This window comes from Tropicimonas sp. TH_r6, assembly GCF_033101155.1.
Classification (GTDB): domain Bacteria; phylum Pseudomonadota; class Alphaproteobacteria; order Rhodobacterales; family Rhodobacteraceae; genus Tropicimonas.
This window is the reverse complement of sequence record NZ_JAWMPX010000001.1, coordinates 372,732-391,437: the sequence shown is the minus strand read 5'-3', so window position 1 is coordinate 391,437 and position 18,706 is coordinate 372,732. Positions and strand designations below refer to the sequence as shown.

The window sequence follows — 18,706 nt, the reverse complement described above, 5'->3', positions numbered from 1 at the left end:
CCCTTCAAGCCAGATCCAGATCCGCACTAAGAATCGCGGGCAAAACTCTGAAGGTTTTTGCTTTTTCAGGATTATCTTCGGCCAGACGCAGGGCATCCGATACTCTGACCCGCCTAAGCACGTCTTTGCTGCGATATAGAAAGTCCGCTCCGTGCGCCTTGTCGATAATTGTTGACGCCCAGATCAGCACATCGACCTTGAAGGACAGGAAATGGTGGTAGTAATTGGCTCTGAGAAACGGTTTTTCGTCGAAGAAATCTTCCACTTCCTCGAGCGCATCAAAAAGCCCAAGGCGCCGCTTGTCGGAAATATTCGTAATGTTACCGCTCGTTATGGGAACAATATGTGTACATATATTTGTTTTTGTGAAGGCAATCCATCGAGCCTGCAACATCGTTTGCCAATGCGCGAACACGTCATTGTGCACAGGTGTATCCCCGAAACGAAGGCCAATGCTTTGCGCGTATCTCGTATTGATTAGTTTGTTCCACGGGTAGTTTGCGATTCGCATGACTTCCGGGATGGCGCCCAGTGTGAAAATGCCGTCAGGAGCAAGTTCTGTCATCCGCGCCCACATCCGGCGCTCGAGCCCGTGCATGTCTCGCGTTGGATGCCCGACACCGGAACTCAGATCGAAGGGCGCCAGAACGATATCCGCATTCGTTGTCACGGCTGCCAGGTGCATGTCAACCAGGCCTGCGGGATGGACCAGGTCATCCGCGTCGAGGAAGATTGTGTACTGTCCCTGAACTTCGTTGAATCCTGCATTTCTTGATCTACCGGCTCCGAGGTTTCGGGTGTTGGTGACGACCTTCAAGTTGCGTTGCTCGGAGCGAAGAGCTTCAAGCATGGGCACCGTTCGGTCGGTCGATGCGTCATCGACGACAATGATCTCGAGTTCGAAATCCCCTATTGCCGCAAGCGTCTTGATCGTGTGCTCTACGTCGTCGCATCTGTTGTGGGTCGGAATAACGACCGAAACCTCGATGGGCATGTTTGATTTTTCCCCGAGTGTCATTGGCTCCCAAGCTCTAGCGTAGGCGCTACCTGAATGAAATGGGCTCTGTTGATGACCACGGCAGAGGCGGGACCCGATCCCTGAAAAGGGCGGTTGCCGCGAAATCGGGGACGAAGTGAAAGCCCTCTGCCGTCACGTCTGACGATGCTCTACCACTTGTTGCCACGCTTCCTGATAGTTGCCACTTCGCTTGCTCCATCGTTGGGGCAGCGTTGCTTTACGAGTAACGAGAGAGTGACAGACAGATGCTCGACCACGCGCGTCGATGCGAGCAACCACATTCGATGCTTTGCACATCAAGTGGTTACATTGGTCGGAGTGAGAGGATTCGAACCTCCGACCCCTGCCTCCCGAAGACAGTGCTCTACCAGGCTGAGCTACACTCCGACCGTGAGGCAGGCGATTACAGGGCCAGGTGAGAAATGGCAAGAGCCTCTACCCGACCTTTTCGACGAAAGACCTTGTTTCTCGCCTGCATGCCAGTCCGTTCCGAGGCTCATGTTGCCAAGCTCTGGTGCAATCATCTTCAGGACCTATGACTTCAGCAAACGACACGAAAACTTCGTCCACAAAACAATACCCAGACGCCACAAGGACTTGTCAATCTCCGCGCTCTGTTATTATACGAACGTATAACAAAGGAGGCGGCCGATGAACGGCGATCAGGAAAGGACGCGTAGCTATCGGCGCGCGTCACCGGACCGGCGGCGGATCGAACTGATGGAAGCAACCCTCAAGGTGATCGCTTCGAAGGGACTCGAAGCCGCCTCGGTCCGCGCGATCTCTGCCGAAGCCGGCGTGACACCCGGGTTGATCCGGCACTACTTCGCGTCGAAGGAAGACCTGGTTTGCGCCGCCTATGCCCATCACATGACAGTGCTGCTGGAGGCTTGCGAATTGGCCCTCGACGAAGTTCAGGGGACGCCGGTCAAACGGTTGGCGGGTTTCGTCCAGAGGACACTGGCGCCTCCGGTTGTCGGCGCACAGGCGGTTCAGCTCTGGGCCGCCTTCATCGAGAAGATCGGGCATAGGCCGAAGCTTCGGCGGGTCCACATGGACAGCTATCGCGAGTTTCGACAGGTGCTGGAGGGGCTGATCGCGGCGGCGCTTACCGAACAGGGGCTGGTTGCCGACGCCGCCCGGGTGCGTCAACTCGCTATCGCCGTCAACGCTCTGCTCGACGGGTTATGGCTCGAGGGTTCCATCCTGCCGGAACAGTTCTCCGCCGAAGACCTCACCCGGATCGGGCTGCAGTCGGTTGGCGACATCACCGGAATTCCCCTCGTGCAGAAGGACAGTGCAGAACAATGAGATATGCTCCGATCACCGACCGTCTGACCGGCCTCGGCAGCGCCAAATGGGATGTCCACATCCGCGCGAAAGACCTGCTCGCACAGGGGCGCGACATCATCGAACTGACAATTGGCGAGCCGGACGTGCCAACCCCGAAGGCGCTGGTCGAAACCGCCATCAACGCGTTGCGGCAGGGGCGGACAGGCTACTCCAACGGGCGTGGCGAGGCGGATCTGCTCGACGCGCTGGCGGCACGGTACACCGCGAGGTGCGGACGAGCGATCGGACCGGATCAGATCCTCTGTTTTCCCGGCACCCAGACCACGCTCTATGCCGTGATGGCCGCCCTTTCCGCCGCTGGCGACGAAGTGCTCGTCGGCGATCCGCTCTATGCGACCTATGAGGGGGTGATCGCCTCGACCGGTGCTCTGGCTGTTGCCGTACCGCTGCGCCCCGAGCGCGGCTTCCGTATCGCGGCGGAGGACATCGCGGCGCGGGTCACGCCCCGGTCGCGGGTGATCTTCCTGAACACACCCCACAACCCTTCCGGCGCGGTGCTGACCCGCGCGGACCTGATCGAGATCGGTGCGGTCGCAAAGGCCCATGACCTCTGGATCCTGTCCGACGAGGTTTATGAGGAGTTGGTCTTTGACGATGTCGAATTCGTGTCACCGCTGGACATTCCGGAGCTGGCCGAGCGGACCGTGGTCGCGACCTCGATCTCCAAGTCTCATGCCGCGCCGGGCTTCCGGTCCGGCTGGTGCATCGGCTCGGCAGAGTTCGCCCAACGCTTGCTGCCGGTTGCCGAGACTATGCTCTTCGGCAACCAGCCCTTCATCGCCGACATGACCGCGAAAGCCGTCGCAGCGCCCTCCGAGGTTGCGGCCGGTATGCGAGCGCGCCTTGCGCGGCGGGCGGATTTCCTTGTGGAACGTTTCGCAGATGTGCCCGAGATCCGGGTGCACCGACCGCAGGCTGGGATGTTTGCGCTGCTTGACGTCTCGGCGCTTGGTCTCTCCTCACTGAATTACGCATTCGAGCTTCTGGAAGAGACCGGCGTGGCCGTCATGCCCGGCTGCTCCTTCGGAACGGGGTTGCCCGGCTGGGTCCGGCTGGCGCTAACCGTGACGGATGCCGATCTCGAACGCGCTTGCGACCGCATCCTGACCCATGCCGCACGGCGGAGCAGCGGAGGGTGTGCGGCATGACGACGGTCGGTGAGGCACTTGTCCACAGTCTCAAGGCGCGCGGGGTCGATACCGTTTTCGGCATTCCCGGCGTGCATACGATCGAGCTCTATCGCGGCCTCGCCGGCTCCGGCATCCGGCATGTTACGCCGCGCCATGAGCAAGGTGCGGGGTTCATGGCTGATGGCTATGCGCGGGCGACCGGCAAGCCGGGCGTGGCTTTTGTCATCACCGGGCCGGGCCTGACCAACATTCTGACGCCGATGGCGCAGGCGCGGGCTGATTCAATTCCCATGCTCGTGATCTCCGGGGTGAACCGACGGGAGTCACTCGGCAAGGGGTTTGGCTGTCTGCACGAATTGCCCGACCAGCTTGCCCTTGCCCGAACCGTGGCGTTGCATTCCGAGACCGTCGAGGAACCCATGCAACTCGAACCGGCCCTCGACCGAGCCTTTGCCGCGCTGACGTCTGGCCGCCCGGGGCCGGTGCATATCGAGGTTCCGACCGACGTGATGCCGATGGAGCATGCCCTCGTACCGGTTGCATCGCCGAAGGAGCCAAACCCGCTACCGGATCTCACGACCGCAGCCCCCCGCCTTGCAGCCGCAAGACACCCGGTGATCCTGGCTGGAGGCGGGGCAACACGGATGGATGCCCCACTGACGCAGCTGGCCGAACGACTCGGCGCGCCGGTCGTTCAGACGACCAATGCACGCGGGTTGATGCATGGCCATCCACTGGCGGTTCCGGCCAGCCCGAGCCTTGCCGCGGTGCGTCGCCTGATCGAAAGCGCCGACCTCGTCCTCGCGCTCGGCACCGAGCTTGGGCCAACTGATTACGACATGTACGCGCTTGGCGGTTTGCCTGATTTTCCACCCATGATCCGCATCGATTGTTGCGCGGAGCAACTGGCGCGCCACCCGGTCAAACTCGCGCTCGAAGGGCGGGTGGAGATGCTGCTGCCGAAACTGGTCGAAGCTCTGCCCGCGGGGACGCCATCGGCGTCGGGAAAACAACGGGCCGCCGAAACACGCGCCGCCGCGATGGCGGGCCTCGGAGACCTCGCCGCGCCCTATCCCGGCCTCGTCGAGATGCTGATAACGCTGCGAGACCGGCTGCCCGGCGCCATCATCGCCGGCGATTCCACGCAAATGATATACGCGGCCAATCTGGCCTATGATCACGACCGGCCCGGCGGCTGGTTCAACGGCTCGACCGGCTTCGGCGCGCTCGGCTATGCAATCCCAGCCGCCATCGGCGCCGCCATCGGAACGCCGGACACTCCGGTCATCGCATTGGCCGGCGATGGCGGAGCGCAGTTTACACAGCCGGAAATGATGGCCGCCGTCGAGGAAAGGTTGCCCGTCCTTTTTGTCATCTGGAACAACTCCGCCTTCCTGGAGATCGGCAATGCCATGCGCGATGTCGGTATCGAGGTCGTCGGCTGCGATCCCGTCGCCCCCGACTACCGATGTATCGCCGCTGCCTGCTCCATGCCGCATGCCAGTGCGGCCCCTTCCCCGGAAGCGATCGCTGCGGCGCTGGACAAGCTGTTGCCACTGGACGGGCCGAAGCTTCTCGAAATCGACGCGAGACGGGGCGGGGCGGCTTAACCCAGACGACTCAAGCGCCGTTCAGGAGGCTGCGCGCGGTGTCTCGATCTCCCCGAGCGGCTCGCTGGCAAGAGCGCGCTCCACGCGTTCCGCCCAGCTTTCGTAGATCGCCGCGCCCGGATGGAAGCCGTCCTCTGCCATGTGCCGCTCGTCAAGATGGTCCATCTCCAACGACAGGAATCGGGCCTCGGGCTGTCCTTGAACGATCTCCCGCAGGGCAGCATCGAACCGCTCTGTGCGCTGGCCAAGGATGCGTCGCAGGGGCTCCGGCAGCAAGGGGAAGCGACCGACCGGCGGGAACGCAGAATGGTAGATGCGCCGCAATCCGTGGCGTTCGACCAGTGTTCGCAGGATTTCCCGCGTGTTCCGCGCCCAGATCGCCTGCGGCACGCCATTCTTCACGTCGTTGACACCCAACGAAATCACCGAAAGGTCGAATTGCCCGAGATCTGCCGCACGAAGACGCTTCAGCGCCCAACCCGTGGTCGCGCCGGAAACCGCGACAAGCTGCCAGTTCACGCGGGATCGCTCGGAGAGCCGGGCGACGAGTTGCCCGGTCAGCGCATCGCGCTGATGCGCGACGCCGACACCGGCCGCAGAGGAATCGCCCAGCACCAACAGTCGCATGGCTGCGCCGTCACCAGTCACGCCATGCCGAGGACCGTCCGGTTCCGGCATTCGGAGTGCCCTTCGTTTCACTTGCAGTGCCTGCGCCAGAGCCCGGGGATATTGCAGCGCTCGTCTCGGCATCTCACCCTCCGGTTTCGCTCGCCACGACCACGTTTCCGAGTTCAGATCCTAGCAAGATGGCACTGAGTCCCAATCTAAAAAATCTCTGAACAAGAACAGGGGACGTAACGTCCAGAGCAGAGAGGCGGCGGTTTTTAGCCCATTTCGCTCCGCCTGGCGCGCTCTGTCGCGGCTCGCAGGGCAGGCTTGCCTACTTGTATGCTAGTCAGCATATCTGCGCGGTGCTATGACACGCCGAGCGGCGCGCCCGCGCCGACAACGGAGGATGCGATGCGACAGACCTGGAGATGGTTCGGCCCGAAAGACCTTGTTTCGATTGACGACGTGCGACAGGCCGGCGTCGAGGGGATCGTCTCGGCGCTGCACCACGTGCCTACGGGCGCGCTCTGGACGCCCGAGGAGATCGAGACCCGCAAACGGGAGGTCGCCACGATGTCCGATGGCAGCGCCTCTACGCTGACCTGGGATGTGGTCGAAAGCCTGCCCGTCTCAGAAGATATCAAGAAGCAGAAGGGCGACTGGCGCGCTCATATCGAGACCTACAAGGTGAGCCTGCGCAATCTCGCCACGGCCGGGATCGAAGTCATCTGTTACAATTTCATGCCGGTGCTGGACTGGACCCGCACCGACCTCGCCCATCGTCTGCCCAATGGCGCGACCTGCATGCGCTTCGACCTCGTGGATTTCGTCGCCTTCGATCTCTTCATCCTCGAACGTCCGGGATCGGAGGACGATTACGACGTGGAGCTGCGCGAAACAGCGACGGCCCGCTTCGCATCGATGAGCGATGCGCAGAAGGCCGCGCTCGCGAATAACGTGGTCTGCGGGCTGCCGGGGGCAGCCGAGAACTTCACCATGGAAGATGTCCGCAAGCACCTGGCCGAATATGCCTCCATGACGCCCGAACAATTGCGGGCCAACATGACCGCCTTTCTCGAGGAGGTCGCGCCGGTGGCGCAGGAACTCGGGTTGCGGCTCTGCTGTCACCCCGATGATCCGCCGATGCCGCTGCTCGGCCTTCCACGCATCATGTCCACCGAAGCGGATTACCGCTGGCTGGTCGAAGCGGTGGACCTGTCCTCGAACGGAATCACGCTCTGCTCAGGCTCGCTCGGCGCCCGGCCCGACAATGACCTGCCCGGCATGATGGAACGGCTCGGCGACCGCGTCCATTTCCTGCACCTGCGCAACGTGAGGCGCGAATCCGACGCGCTGTTCGGCTCGTTCCACGAAGCCGAACATCTCGGCGGCAACACGGATATGGTCGCCGTTGTCCAAGCCGCTCTAAGAGAGGAAGCCCGCCGTCGTGCCGCCGGCCGCGCCGACTGGTCAATCCCCTTCCGCCCCGATCACGGGCAGGACATCCTGGACGACCAGACCCGCCGGACCCAACCCGGCTACCCGTCCATCGGCCGCCTCAAGGGGCTGGCCGAACTGCGCGGCATCATCGCCGCCACCCGCCATGAGGAGATCGCCTGATGCCCCGCCTGAACGCTTCCGTATCGCTGCCTGACACCGTTGCGGCTCCAGGTTTCACGCCGTCCGAGCACGGGACCGGCATCGTCCATCTCGGTCTTGGCGCCTTCTTCCGCGCTCACCAGGCCGTCTATACAGACGATGCACTTGCCCGCTCCGGCGGCAACTGGCGCATCCTCGGCGTCTCGTTGCGCAGCACCGCGCCCGCCGACGAGCTTGCGCCGCAGGACGGGCTCTACACGCTGATCGAGCGCGGCGCGGGCGAACCGAAAGCCCGGATCATCGGCGCGATTTCCCGCGCTGTTTCGGGCGCGACCGATATCGAAGAGGTCCGCAGCGCGCTTGCCGCGCCGGCGACGCGTGTCGTGACCCTGACGGTTACCGAGAAAGGCTACGGGATCGACCGCGCCAAAGGGGGGGCGGACGAGTCCCACCCTGCCGTCATCGCCGACCTCACCACCCCCGAGGCACCGCAGGGCGTGCTTGGCCTGCTGGTCCAGGCACTCAAGCTGCGCCGCGCCGCCGGGGTTGCGCCTTTCACCGTGCTCTGCTGCGACAACCTTCCGGAGAACGGCACAATGCTGCGCTCCGGCGTGGTCGATTTCGCCAATCGCCTTGACGCGGATCTGGCGGACTGGATCGCCAGCGAGGTGGCTTTCCCCTCCTGCATGGTCGACCGCATCACGCCCGCGCGGACAGAGACGACGCTTGCCGATGCCGCGCGCCTGACCGGCCATGACGACGCGGCTGCCATCGAGACCGAACCCTTCACCCAATGGGTCATCGAGGATCGTTTCCCTTCCGGACGTCCGGATTGGGAGGTCGGCGGCGCGCTTTTCGTCGAGGATGTCGCGCCCTACGAGCAGATGAAACTGCGGATGCTCAACGGCGCCCATTCGATGCTCGCCTATTCGGGGTTTCTCGCCGGGCATCGCTACGTGCGGGATACCGTGGCCGATACGGACCTCCGCCGCCTGATCGAACGCCATTTCTCTTCAGCCGCAATGACGCTCGACCCGTTGCCGGGGATCGATTTCGACGCCTACGCCCAAGAGCTCCTTGAGCGGTTTGCCAACCCATCTATCGCTCATGAGACCTACCAGATCGCCATGGACGGCACGCAGAAGCTGCCGCAGCGGATCCTTCAACCGGCCCTCGCGGCGCTACAATCGGGCCAGAATGTCCGGCCCTTCGCTTTCGCGACCGCAGCCTGGATGCGCTACAGCCTCGGGCGGACAGATGATGGCGAACGCTACGCTTTGCGCGATCCGATGGAGGTCGAGATTTCCGAACGACTGGCCAATGCGCAGACGGGCGATAGCATCTTCAGCGCCCTTGCCGCGCTGCGTGGCGTCTTCCCCGAGACGTTGATGGCTGCCCCGGAATGGCGCGGCGAAGTGATCGGTGCGCTGACAAGCATGCTGGAGGTCGGCGTCGCTTCCGCAATCGCGGCCGAGGCGGCCAGCGAATTGCCCTGATCCTCCCTCGAGGTTACATGGCGCTGCGCGCAATCAATGCGGGCAGCGTCTGCCAGGGGCGCGCCATGAGACGGGTCATTCGGTCCAGATCCCCGATCTGCCGGGCAACGGCCAGCAGGATCAGGTGCCGGACTGGAGAGGACATGCTACCCGCTGCCGAAATCCCCGACTGCGGTGTCGCGGCCAGGCTCCGATCCGGCCCGGCTGCGTCCCGTATGGCGGCCTGGATCTCGCGATAACTCTTCTCAGATTGCATCGCGTAGACATTCACGTTGACAGAGACGGACATGCGCGTCTCCTTCTCCTCGCTCTCCGCTCCGAAATACCCCGCCCGATTGAACTTGATACTTGCCGGCACACAGGTGCCATATTGCGCCACCAGTTTCCCACAGATATCGCGGACCCGCTCAAGTGCCGCGCGCCGATTCCCGGTGCTGTAGATCGGAGCCGTATCGTCACTCCGCCGGTTTCCACCAAGATCGACCGTCCCCGTTTGCCAGCCACCGCCACGGACCAGCTTGCGCTCTCCCATATCGAAGCTCGGCCGATAATAGAGACGGGCCGTTATCTCGTACCGCCCGTCGCCCCAATCCCGCACATTGGGCGCACCCACATCGCAAAGCAGACCGATCGTCTCTATCACGTCATCGCAATAGGCAATCATCCGCATTGGTGCGCGCGACGTGACATAAAGCTTGTGGAATACCGGGTCTGGCATGACCTCACCCGGCGCCAGGATGTCCTCGATCCGGACAAACTCGTAAACGGAAACGGAATGCTCCCGGGTCAGCTTCTGCGACGCCTTTCGTTCGGCCGGCCGCGGCGCGCCAAGCCAACTCAGAAGCGACGGCTTCGTTCCATCCGCTGTGACCATTCCCTCCTTGGCCTGGACATTTGGTCCGGTGGCCATCAGAGGGAGTGAAATTGCCAGGAAGAGAGCGGCTCTCATGAGACGTCTTGCTGTCATTGCCCTGCCCTTTTCGGAGCCGGGTTGAGGCGCGACGCATCTCCCCCCAGAGCCGCCGTCAGACGTTCCCAATGGATCGACTCGATTTCCTCAGCGCGCGCCGCTGCGTTGCCAATGACGATGTGGTCCTGATTCAACATCCAGATTGGTCGCTCCTGCAGCGGGACATACGCAAAGGTCGCTTCAGGCACCGGTCCGACCAGCACATGCGCGGCCTCATCTGCTGCGACCACGCCATCCGCCGCGGATTGCCCAAAGCTGCGGGTGAACCACTCGTCGAACCGCGCATGGCCATGCGTGAAGGTATGGATCCGGTTCACGAAGAGCATGTTCTGCTTTTGCGCCTTCTGCCAGCCGAGCCAGTGCTCCTGTGGCTTGCGCCAGGGACTGATGAAACAGTCGTTCTCGGGGGGATCTCCACGATAGTTCACGCGGATTGACTCAAAATCCGCCTTGGAAACGAAATCGCCCGTCCGTAATGCCTGCACGGAAAGCGTATCGCTCCCCGTAGACACTGCCGAACCGCCCGGCGAGATCATCAACACATGGGCGATCTCCACCCCGGGTGCGGGCTGCAAGTTCCAAAGGATCGCGCCGCTCAGGTTCTGCAACACGACATATTGCGGTGCGGAGAGATCCGTCAGGAAGACATCCACGACTCGCATCTCGGGCGAGAGACGACCGCCCTTGTCATAGGCCTTCCCCGGCACGATTTCTGCCTCGACATTGCGCAACAAGCGGTCGGCCAAGGCGGCGTTGGAGAAGGACTGGACACCGACGACAGGTCCGCCCCTGTCGATCCGGATATTGGCGAGCGACTCGCCGGTTCCGAGTGGGCGCGGAACGCAGCTCCCTGCCGGTTCGTAGGTCGTGACGGAGGCTGGAAAAGTGTCAGAGGTATTGGGCTGGAAACCATTGACCACTTCGTCGATCGCCACGTCTCCATACCACGCGGTCGCCACGAGCGGGGAGCGCAGGATACGGCCATCATCGGAGTATTTCAGCGGCGCCTCTGGCTGTTTTTCTTTCTGTGCGACCAAGCTGACAGGACCTCCGAGTGCCTGAACCCCCGCCTTGGCCACCAGGGAAGCTTCCCGGCTGATATCGGTGAGGGAAGCGACCTCGAAAGGCAGGTCGTCGCGCAGAACATATGCCGCCGCCACGCCGACACAGGCCATGAAGCTCATGAGGCCGAGCATCACGCCACCTGCGCCAATGCCCCGCCGAGGCGCCGATCGGATCAGCTTGTCCTCGGGAAGATTGGAGAAATCGGGCAACCGGGGTGGCTTGTAGCCGGGAGTCGCAGCCCGTCGCTTCGCCTCGATACGGCGCAGACGCTCTGCAAACTCGTCCTTTGTTCGATCGCTGGACATAACAACACCTTCGAATTCCCGGCGCCTAGTCTATTGCGCAGTTCGTCAACAATGTGGCTGAAGCAGGGAGATCGTCTGCAATTCCGAACCGACAGGCAAGGGCGACAGAGGCCCCACCAGCGGCTAGGATACCCGCAAACATCCATGACCAGGACCGTGCCCGTGCTTCGCCATTCCCTGTTATTTCTTCTGTTTCTTGCTCTTTCCTGCGTATCGGCCACTGCCCAGAACCGCGCCAAGGTCGAAAACCAGTTCCAGGAATGGTTGGAGACAACGGTCTGGCCCCGAGCGCGCGCGCAATCGGTGTCGCGCCAAACCTTCGATCAGGCCTTTGCCGGGGTCTCGCTCAACTGGAAGCTGCCCGACCTCGTCCCGCCGGGAACAGAACCGGTCACGCCAAAGACCCAGCATCAGGCCGAATTCAGCTCTCCGGCGAAGTATTTCAACCGAAATTCCATAGATGGGGCGACCTCCGTCGGTCGGAAGATGGCCAAACGGCACTCCGCGAGCCTTGCAGCGACGGAGCGGGCAACGGGTGTTCCGGGCCATATCATTCTGGGGATCTGGGGCCGTGAGAGCGCCTACGGGCGGGTCGACATCCCGCTTGATGCGTTCGAGGTGCTTGGGACGAAAGGATTCATGAGCACACGTGCGGACTACTTCACTGACGAACTGATCGCGGCGCTCAAGATTGCAGACTCTGGCCATGTTCCGGCGGATGCGATGAAGAGCAGTTGGGCCGGCGCCTTGGGACAGCCGCAATTCATGCCGACGAACTTCCTGAAATACGCGGCGGACGGAAATGGCGACGGGCGGGCGGATATCTGGGGGTCGGAGGCCGATACGATCGCCTCGATCGGGCGGTATCTGGACGCGCATGGTTGGATACCTGGCCGCGATTGGGGCTTCGAGGTGCGAGTGCCGGACAGCGTCTCCTGTGCGCTCGAAGGGCCGGATCAGGGACGACGCATTGATGACTGGGAGGCGATGGGAATCGCCCGCGTGTCTGGCCGTTCCTTTCCAGCTGCGGAACGAAAGGGTCAGGGGTTCCTGCTTATGCCGGCCGGCCGGCACGGTCCTGCATTCATCGTCACGCCGAATTTCTACGTGCTGAAAGACTACAATATGAGCGACCTCTATGCGCTCTTCGTTGGACATGTCGGCGACCGGATCGCCTATGGCTCCGGTGACTTCTCCGCGCCATGGGGCAAAGTCGGAGGGCTTCTCCGCTCCGACGTGGCCCGGATCCAGGCCGCGCTGGTCAAGGAGGGGAATGATGTCGGCGGAGTGGACGGTCTGCCGGGTTTCAAGACGCGGCGTTCGATCGGTCGTTGGCAGGAGGCTCATGGCCAGGTAGCAACCTGCTTTCCGAGCGCCGCCCTGAAGACGGCGATCGCCCGCTGAGAGATGTCCAGCACCGAGGAGTCCCCGCCTCAAGGGCCGGGTGTCATCCCGAACCGTGCCGCATCAGGATCTCCGACAACCGCGCGAAGGCTCCTTCAGGCCCATCGGGCGAGTTCTCCGAGAGAAAGGCATCCAGAAGCGGATAGACTTGGATCGCGGCATCGATTTCAGGGTCACTCCCGGAAGCATAGAGCCCTGCCTGAATCATGACCTCGGCGCGATCATAGGCGCCGAGTCGCTGCCGAGCGACGCGAATCAGGGTGTTCTCGTCCTTGTTCGCGGCCGCGGGCAGGCTTCGCGAGACAGATCGCAAGAGATCGACGGCGGGAAAACGACCGCGCTCCGCGATCTGGCGATCAAGCACGATATGACCGTCGAGGACGCCGCGCAGAATGTCGGCAATGGGTTCGTCCATGTCAGAGCCTGCAACGAGCACGGTGAAGACCGCCGTGATGTCTCCGCCACACTCCTCGTCACCCGGACCAGCACGTTCTGCCAACGCCATGATCTGATGCGCCGTCGAAGGAGGGAAACCACGCAGAGAAGAGGATTCGCCGGCCGCAAGTGCAACCTCGCGATGTGCCTCGGCAAAACGTGTCACCGAGTCAGCAAGAAAGAGGACATGCCGCCCCTGGTCGCGGAAATGCTCGGCGATGGACATGGCGGTCCACATCGCGCGACGCCGGGTCAGCGGCGGCTGATCGGAGGTGGCGGCGACAACGATGGATTTCTTCATGCCCTCCGGACCGAGATTCGACTCGACGAATTCCCGAACCTCGCGCCCCCGCTCGCCAACAAGCGCGACGACGGCCACGTCACAATCGACCTCCCGGGTCAGGTTCCCCAGGAGCGTCGATTTCCCGACGCCCGAACCGGAGAAGATGCCAACCCGCTGGCCGCGCACCAGCGGCAGCATGGTGTCGAACACAGCGAGACCCGTGGATAGCCGGTTTCCAAGCGCGCGGCGCCGGGTGGCGACGGGTGGTTTCGCGCGCAAGGGACGTTCGGTCAGACCCCGACCGAGGCTTCGTCCATCCAGAGATTGACCATAGGGATCAACGATTCGACCGATCCAATGATCGGACGGGGCAATGACCGGCGCCCCCTTCAGGAGCGCGGGATCTCCGATTCGGACGCCTTCTCCCGAACCGTCCGGAAGCACGACGACACCCTCTTCCGACACATTGACCACTTCACCACGCAAGGCGCCATTCCGAGTCTCCAGCCGAACATGATCTCCCAGGGCCGCTTCCAGATGCAGCCCTCCAATCGTCATTATTCCATGGCCCGCCGCCACGACGCGGCCCACCGGTCGCACCGGTGTCATCGTCTGAACTTCGCAGGCGAGTGTCTCTAGGCTTCTGCCGTTCATGCTGTGTTCCCTTTTTGGTCGCACACCGTTTCTAAAGGAATCGGGGTTAAGCCAAGGTTGAAACCCGTGGGAGAAACCCCGATGACTGACAGAATCGAATTGCTGAGCATGGCGCAAAAGCTGGCGGAACACGCCGCGACGCGTCAGTCTGTCGTCGCGAAGAATATCGCAAATGTCGACACCCCCGGCTTCAAGCGACTGGGCCTTCCAAGTTTCGCGGAGACATATGAAGCTTCCGGTGGCAGCGCATCAATGCGTGCCACCCGGCCAGGGCATCTCGGCGCCATGTCAGACTCGATGCCGATGAAGGCACGTGTTCAGGACGGCGGAACCGTCAAACCAAATGGAAACAACGTCTCCCTTGAAGACGAAATCCTGACATCCGCCGACATCCGCCAGCAACATGAAATGGCACTTTCCATCTATCAGAGTGGGCTGGGCATCATGCGCGCCAGCCTCGGCCGCTAAGGAGAATCCTGATGAGCGACCTTCTGAACACGCTTTCTCTGTCCGCCAGCGGCATGAAGGCACAATCGACCCGCTTGCGTCACATCTCGGAGAACATCTCCAATGTCGACACGCCCGGCTATCACCGCAAGACCGTCGCCTTCGAACCGCTTCAAAGCGGATCGCGGGACATCGGCCAAGTCGTGACCGGACCGGTGCAGCTCGACAATACACAATTGGAGCGCGTCTTCGACCCGGCCCATCCGATGGCCGACGCAACCGGGTATTTCGACGGATCCAATGTCGACCTTGTGGTCGAGATTGCCGACGCCAGACAAGCGCAGCGAAGCTACGAGGCGAACCTCAAGATGTTCGATCAGGCCAGGCAGATGACCTCGAGCCTGTTCGAGTTGCTCAGGAAATAAAGGAGTCCAGAATGGAAATCCGCGCAACCGGTGCCGAACGCGGCTACCAGGCGGCAAAGCCCGCCCTCATCCCGAACGCCAGTCCCGGAAACTCGGGTGACCGTTTCCAACTCGCGGCGGAGAACTTCACCGCGAGCCTGCAGCAGACCGAGGGGACCGCAAAAGCGGCAATGGTCGGCAAAGCCGATCCCCATGCTCTGGTCATGGCGCTGACCCAGACCGAACTCGCTGTCGAAACGGCTTCGACCCTGCGCGACAAGGTCGTCGAAGCCTACCAGGAAATCATGCGGATGCCGGTCTGATCCGATGAATGAGGTCATCTATTTCGATACAATGCGCGAGGGGCTCTGGACGGCGGTGATGATCGCCTTTCCGATCCTGGCTGTTGCGCTGGTTGCCGGCCTTGCCGTCGGCCTGTTTCAGGCGCTGACATCGATTCAGGAAATGACGCTGACATTCGTCCCGAAGTTGCTGGCGATCGTCACGGTGTTCTGGCTGTCGATGAACTACATGACGCAGACGCTGGTCAGTTTCTTCACCGCGCGGATCATTCCGCTCGTTGCGGGAGTCTAGAACCATGAGCACAGGATATGTGACGCTATCGCGCCAATCCGGCCTTCTCAACGAGATGCAGGCAATCGCGAACAATATCGCGAACATGTCGACGACCGGCTTCCGGCGTGAGGGCGTGGTCTTCTCCGAATACATCAAGAGCGGTGGCAATCCGGACCAATCCGTCTCTCTTGCAGCCGCCCGCGGTCGCCATCTCGACCTGACTCAGGGAACGCTCGAACCGACTGGCGGCACCTTCGACGTGGCCATCGAGGGAGACGGCTTCTTCATCGTCAATACCGAGCAGGGCGAACGTCTGACCCGCGCGGGCAACTTCATTCCCGGCGACACCGGCGACCTTATGACCCCCGACGGCAACCTTGTCCTGGACGATGGTGGTGCGCCGATCTTCATTCCCCCGGATGCCAGCGGGATCTCCATCGCGACCGATGGGACCGTCAGTGCCGATGGCCGCCCCCTTGCGCAGCTCGGCGTCGTCACGCCAACGGACCCTGCTGGCCTGACACGCGAGGGCTCTACTTTGTTCGCGGCGACAGGTGGCTACGAACCCGTCGACTCCCCCAGTGTCCTTCAGGGATTCGTAGAGGGATCCAACGTGAATCCCGTGGTCGAGGTTGCACGGATGATCGAGGTGCAACGCAGCTACGAACTCGGCCAGTCCTTCTCGGAGCGGGAAGGAAAACGTCTTTCGAGCCTCATCGACACGCTTTCAAGATAATCGGAGACCGCAATGCAATCTCTCAAGATCGCCGCTACCGGCATGGCCGCCCAGCAGATGCGGGTCGACGTCATCTCGAACAACCTCGCCAACATGAGCACGACCGGCTACAATGCTCGTCGCGCCGAGTTTGCCGATCTTCACTATCAACAGCTTACGCGCCCGGGTTCGATCAATGCCTCCGATGGTACGATTGTGCCGACCGGCGTTCAGATCGGCCTTGGCGTTCGCCCCTCCTCTGTAACGGTCAACCATCAACAAGGCTCCTTGTCGTCGACGGGCGGAGAGTTGGACGTTGCCATCGATGGCGAAGGCTATCTGGAAGTGACCCTTCCCTCCGGCGCTTCCGGCTATACTCGCGATGGTGCCCTGAAACTCTCGGCAGATGGGCTGATCGTGACCTCGGACGGGTTCTCGGTCGTCCCGGACATCACTGTCCCGGACGATACACGAAGTATCTCGATCAATGCAGATGGCGAGATCTACGCCTATTTCGACGGGGAGGTGGATGCGGAACTGCTCGGTCAGTTTACCCTTGCAGACTTCTCCAACGAGAAGGGTCTCGAAGCGATTGGCGGCAACCTGTTCCTCGAGACAGAGGCATCCGGACCGCCGCTTGTCTCCTCGCCCGGCGAGGACGGGTTGGGTACCCTTCGCCAAGGCTATCTCGAAGACAGCTCCGTCGATTCCGTCCGCGAGATCACCGACCTCATTCAGGCCCAGAGGGGCTACGAACTGAACGCCAAGGTCATCACGGCTGTTGATCAGATGCTTGGCGCGACGACGCAGATCCGATGACCCGTGTTTTCCTTTCCCTCCTGCTGACGACTCTGCTTGCCAACCAGTGCTTGGCACAATCGCTCGTCGCGACGCACACGGTGCGTTCCAGGTCCATCATCTCACCGGAAGATGTGAAACTCGTACCAGACCCGCTGCCCGGCGCACTCTCCGATCCCGAAGCTGCGATCGGAATGGAGGCGCGCGTGGTTCTCTATGCAGGACGGGCAATCCGCCCCGAGGACCTCGTCCCTCCCGCCGCAATCGAACGGAACCAGATCGTCATGCTGGTCTTCAACCAGGGCGGATTGGCGATTTCCACCGAGGGTCGTTCCCTGTCACGCGCCGCGATCGGCGAACGCGTTCGAGTCATGAACCTTTCATCCAGAAACACCGTTTCCGGCGTCGTGAGCCCCGATGGGCGAGTCTTCGTCGGTTCTCAAAATTAGAATTCTACAAGAATGGAGACATAGCGATGAGAAACGTCGCAATCCTTGCCGCCCTGACACTGGCCCTCATGTCCTGCGACCGGGTGGCGGATGTCGGAAAACGCCCGGACTTCACAGAATCATCAGGGACCTACGAGCATAGGGCTATGTCCGTTGTGCCTCTTCCCGAGACGCTTGCCCCGAACCATCCGGGCGATACAGCTTCCCTGTGGAGCCGCGACCGGCAATCCTTGCTGGGTGACCGACGTGCTGGTCAACAAGGTGACATCCTGACGGTCGTCATCGAGATCGATGACGAGGCGAAGATCTCCAACTCAACCGAGCGCTCGCGCAGTTCCGGCGAAAACATGGAAGTGTCCGATCTGCTGGGACTGCCGGAACGGCTCTCCAAGCGGCTGCCGGATGGCGCATCCTTCGAGCCCGCTGTGGATTTGAGCTCCTCCAGCTCTTCGGAAGGCGATGGGTCCGTCCAACGTTCGGAGAAGCTCACCTTGCGCGTCGCGGCGACTGTCGTCGAAGTGCTTCAAAACGGCATCCTGAAGATCCAGGGCAGTCAGGAAGTCCGAGTCAATTTCGAGCTGCGGGAACTGCTGGTGACAGGCTACGTCCGTCCCGAAGACATCACGCGCCAGAACGAAATAACATATGACAAGATCGCATCGGCGCGGATCTCCTACGGCGGGCGCGGGCAGATCACGGATGTCCAGCAGCCGCGCTACGGCCAGCAGGTCGCCGATATCCTCCTTCCCTTCTGAGGAGAAACCCAATGCGGTTTGTTCTTCCCCTAGTTCTGGCATTGATCGGCGCCGGTGCCGGCGTCGGTGCTGGCCTGTACCTCAAGCCAGCAGAAGAAAGCGGCGTTCACACGGAAGAAACGCATGGCGAAAATGCGGAACAGCACGCCGAGCCGACAGAATCTGACAATGCTCACTCCGACGGCCACACTTCGAGTTCGGATCACGGTGACGAGGATGCGCATGACCCGACGAGTACAGATTCGGAATTCACCAAGCTCAACAATCAGTTCGTGGTTCCAGTCCTCACCGATGGAAAAGTGAAGTCCATGGTTGTTCTATCGCTCAGCCTGGAAACGCCTATAGGCAAGCGCGAGTTGGTGTATTCGCGCGAACCCCGCATTCGCGACACTTTCCTGCAAGTTCTCTTCGACCATGCGAATGTAGGCGGGTTTGATGGTGAGTTCACCCGGGGAGACCAGATGGATGTCTTGAGGCAGGAACTCAGACTTGCGGCGAAACAGCTTCTGGGGGCCGATATTTACGATGTCCTGATCACGGACATCGCCCGTCAGGACTTTGGTTGACGGGTTCTCATCGACACGGGCCCCATTCCAGGAGCCCGTCAGGTCGCGACAGATTGCCTTGCTCC

20 protein-coding genes and 1 tRNA gene are annotated in these 18,706 nt (G+C 61.9%); 15 read left to right on the top strand and 6 right to left on the bottom strand.

Translation table 11 applies throughout. The features are described 5' to 3' along the window. Positions 1 to 4 precede the first annotated feature (4 nt). Entirely contained in the window at positions 5 to 994 is a 990-nt protein-coding gene (locus R3X27_RS01755) for a glycosyltransferase family 2 protein (protein WP_317707089.1), read from the bottom strand. Positions 995 to 1,328: 334 nt separating this feature from the next. Then, positions 1,329 to 1,405: transfer RNA gene (locus tag R3X27_RS01750), tRNA-Pro, on the bottom strand. Between the two features lie 264 nt (positions 1,406 to 1,669). Between R3X27_RS01750 and R3X27_RS01745 the strand changes: the two genes are divergently transcribed. The 3 genes from R3X27_RS01745 to R3X27_RS01735 are packed head-to-tail and all read left to right on the top strand — an operon-like array spanning position 1,670 to position 5,111. Next, entirely contained in the window at positions 1,670 to 2,329 is a 660-nt protein-coding gene (locus R3X27_RS01745) for a TetR/AcrR family transcriptional regulator (RefSeq protein WP_317707088.1), read from the top strand. Further along, positions 2,326 to 3,519 (top strand): pyridoxal phosphate-dependent aminotransferase, encoded by a 1,194-nt coding sequence (locus R3X27_RS01740; protein WP_317707087.1) that lies wholly within the window; start codon positions 2,326 to 2,328, stop codon positions 3,517 to 3,519. Before R3X27_RS01745 ends, R3X27_RS01740 begins: the two co-directional genes overlap by 4 nt. Further along, positions 3,516 to 5,111, top strand: coding sequence for a 5-guanidino-2-oxopentanoate decarboxylase (locus R3X27_RS01735; protein ID WP_317707086.1), 1,596 nt, complete (start codon positions 3,516 to 3,518; stop codon positions 5,109 to 5,111). Before R3X27_RS01740 ends, R3X27_RS01735 begins: the two co-directional genes overlap by 4 nt. A 21-nt stretch (positions 5,112 to 5,132) precedes the next feature. Here the strand turns inward: R3X27_RS01735 and R3X27_RS01730 are convergent, their stop codons facing one another. Further along, positions 5,133 to 5,789: an SGNH/GDSL hydrolase family protein gene (locus R3X27_RS01730; protein WP_317707085.1), complete on the bottom strand. Its 657-nt coding sequence runs from the start codon at positions 5,787 to 5,789 to the stop codon at positions 5,133 to 5,135. A 342-nt stretch (positions 5,790 to 6,131) separates the two neighbouring features. Between R3X27_RS01730 and uxuA the strand changes: the two genes are divergently transcribed. Next, positions 6,132 to 7,340: a mannonate dehydratase gene (gene uxuA, locus R3X27_RS01725; protein ID WP_317707084.1), complete on the top strand. Its 1,209-nt coding sequence runs from the start codon at positions 6,132 to 6,134 to the stop codon at positions 7,338 to 7,340. Beyond that, a complete protein-coding gene (locus R3X27_RS01720; protein WP_317707083.1) occupies positions 7,340 to 8,815 on the top strand; it encodes a mannitol dehydrogenase family protein in 1,476 nt (491 codons plus the stop codon). Before uxuA ends, R3X27_RS01720 begins: the two co-directional genes overlap by 1 nt. A 13-nt stretch (positions 8,816 to 8,828) precedes the next feature. Here R3X27_RS01720 and R3X27_RS01715 read toward each other — a convergent pair whose 3' ends face one another. Both R3X27_RS01715 and R3X27_RS01710 read right to left on the bottom strand, forming a co-directional pair. Continuing rightward, positions 8,829 to 9,764, bottom strand: a complete 936-nt coding sequence (locus R3X27_RS01715; RefSeq protein WP_317707082.1) for a hypothetical protein — start codon at positions 9,762 to 9,764, stop codon at positions 8,829 to 8,831. Between the two features lie 14 nt (positions 9,765 to 9,778). After that, positions 9,779 to 11,155: a hypothetical protein gene (locus R3X27_RS01710; RefSeq protein WP_317707081.1), complete on the bottom strand. Its 1,377-nt coding sequence runs from the start codon at positions 11,153 to 11,155 to the stop codon at positions 9,779 to 9,781. 144 nt (positions 11,156 to 11,299) lie between these two features. On the opposite strand from R3X27_RS01710, the gene R3X27_RS01705 reads away from it, so the two are divergent. After that, entirely contained in the window at positions 11,300 to 12,559 is a 1,260-nt protein-coding gene (locus R3X27_RS01705; RefSeq protein WP_317707080.1) for a lytic murein transglycosylase, read from the top strand. A 43-nt stretch (positions 12,560 to 12,602) separates the two neighbouring features. Here R3X27_RS01705 and R3X27_RS01700 read toward each other — a convergent pair whose 3' ends face one another. After that, the gene (locus tag R3X27_RS01700; protein WP_317707079.1) at positions 12,603 to 13,931 is read right to left on the bottom strand and encodes a FliI/YscN family ATPase; all 1,329 of its coding nucleotides are present in this window, start codon (positions 13,929 to 13,931) and stop codon (positions 12,603 to 12,605) included. 66 nt (positions 13,932 to 13,997) lie between these two features. Between R3X27_RS01700 and R3X27_RS01695 the strand changes: the two genes are divergently transcribed. The 9 genes from R3X27_RS01695 to R3X27_RS01655 are packed head-to-tail and all read left to right on the top strand — an operon-like array spanning position 13,998 to position 18,641. Then, a complete protein-coding gene (locus tag R3X27_RS01695; protein ID WP_317707078.1) occupies positions 13,998 to 14,399 on the top strand; it encodes a FlgB family protein in 402 nt (133 codons plus the stop codon). An 11-nt stretch (positions 14,400 to 14,410) separates the two neighbouring features. Beyond that, positions 14,411 to 14,803 carry a flagellar basal body rod protein FlgC gene (flgC, locus tag R3X27_RS01690; protein WP_317707077.1) on the top strand — a complete coding sequence of 131 codons (393 nt, stop codon included), beginning with the start codon at positions 14,411 to 14,413 and terminating at the stop codon, positions 14,801 to 14,803. 11 nt (positions 14,804 to 14,814) lie between these two features. Beyond that, positions 14,815 to 15,105 (top strand): flagellar hook-basal body complex protein FliE, encoded by a 291-nt coding sequence (gene fliE / locus R3X27_RS01685; RefSeq protein WP_317707076.1) that lies wholly within the window; start codon positions 14,815 to 14,817, stop codon positions 15,103 to 15,105. Between the two features lie 4 nt (positions 15,106 to 15,109). Continuing rightward, entirely contained in the window at positions 15,110 to 15,376 is a 267-nt protein-coding gene (locus R3X27_RS01680) for a flagellar biosynthetic protein FliQ (protein ID WP_317707075.1), read from the top strand. A gap of 4 nt (positions 15,377 to 15,380) precedes the next feature. Continuing rightward, the gene (locus tag R3X27_RS01675; RefSeq protein ID WP_317707074.1) at positions 15,381 to 16,094 is read left to right on the top strand and encodes a flagellar hook-basal body complex protein; all 714 of its coding nucleotides are present in this window, start codon (positions 15,381 to 15,383) and stop codon (positions 16,092 to 16,094) included. A gap of 12 nt (positions 16,095 to 16,106) precedes the next feature. Then, positions 16,107 to 16,892, top strand: coding sequence for a flagellar basal-body rod protein FlgG (gene flgG, locus R3X27_RS01670; RefSeq protein WP_317707073.1), 786 nt, complete (start codon positions 16,107 to 16,109; stop codon positions 16,890 to 16,892). Next, positions 16,889 to 17,320 (top strand): flagellar basal body P-ring formation chaperone FlgA, encoded by a 432-nt coding sequence (gene flgA / locus R3X27_RS01665; RefSeq protein WP_317707072.1) that lies wholly within the window; start codon positions 16,889 to 16,891, stop codon positions 17,318 to 17,320. The genes flgG and flgA overlap by 4 nt, the downstream gene beginning before the upstream one ends. A 26-nt stretch (positions 17,321 to 17,346) precedes the next feature. Further along, positions 17,347 to 18,075, top strand: coding sequence for a flagellar basal body L-ring protein FlgH (gene flgH / locus R3X27_RS01660; RefSeq protein ID WP_317707071.1), 729 nt, complete (start codon positions 17,347 to 17,349; stop codon positions 18,073 to 18,075). An 11-nt stretch (positions 18,076 to 18,086) separates the two neighbouring features. Further along, positions 18,087 to 18,641, top strand: a complete 555-nt coding sequence (locus R3X27_RS01655) for a flagellar basal body-associated FliL family protein (RefSeq protein WP_317707070.1) — start codon at positions 18,087 to 18,089, stop codon at positions 18,639 to 18,641. Positions 18,642 to 18,706 lie beyond the last annotated feature (65 nt).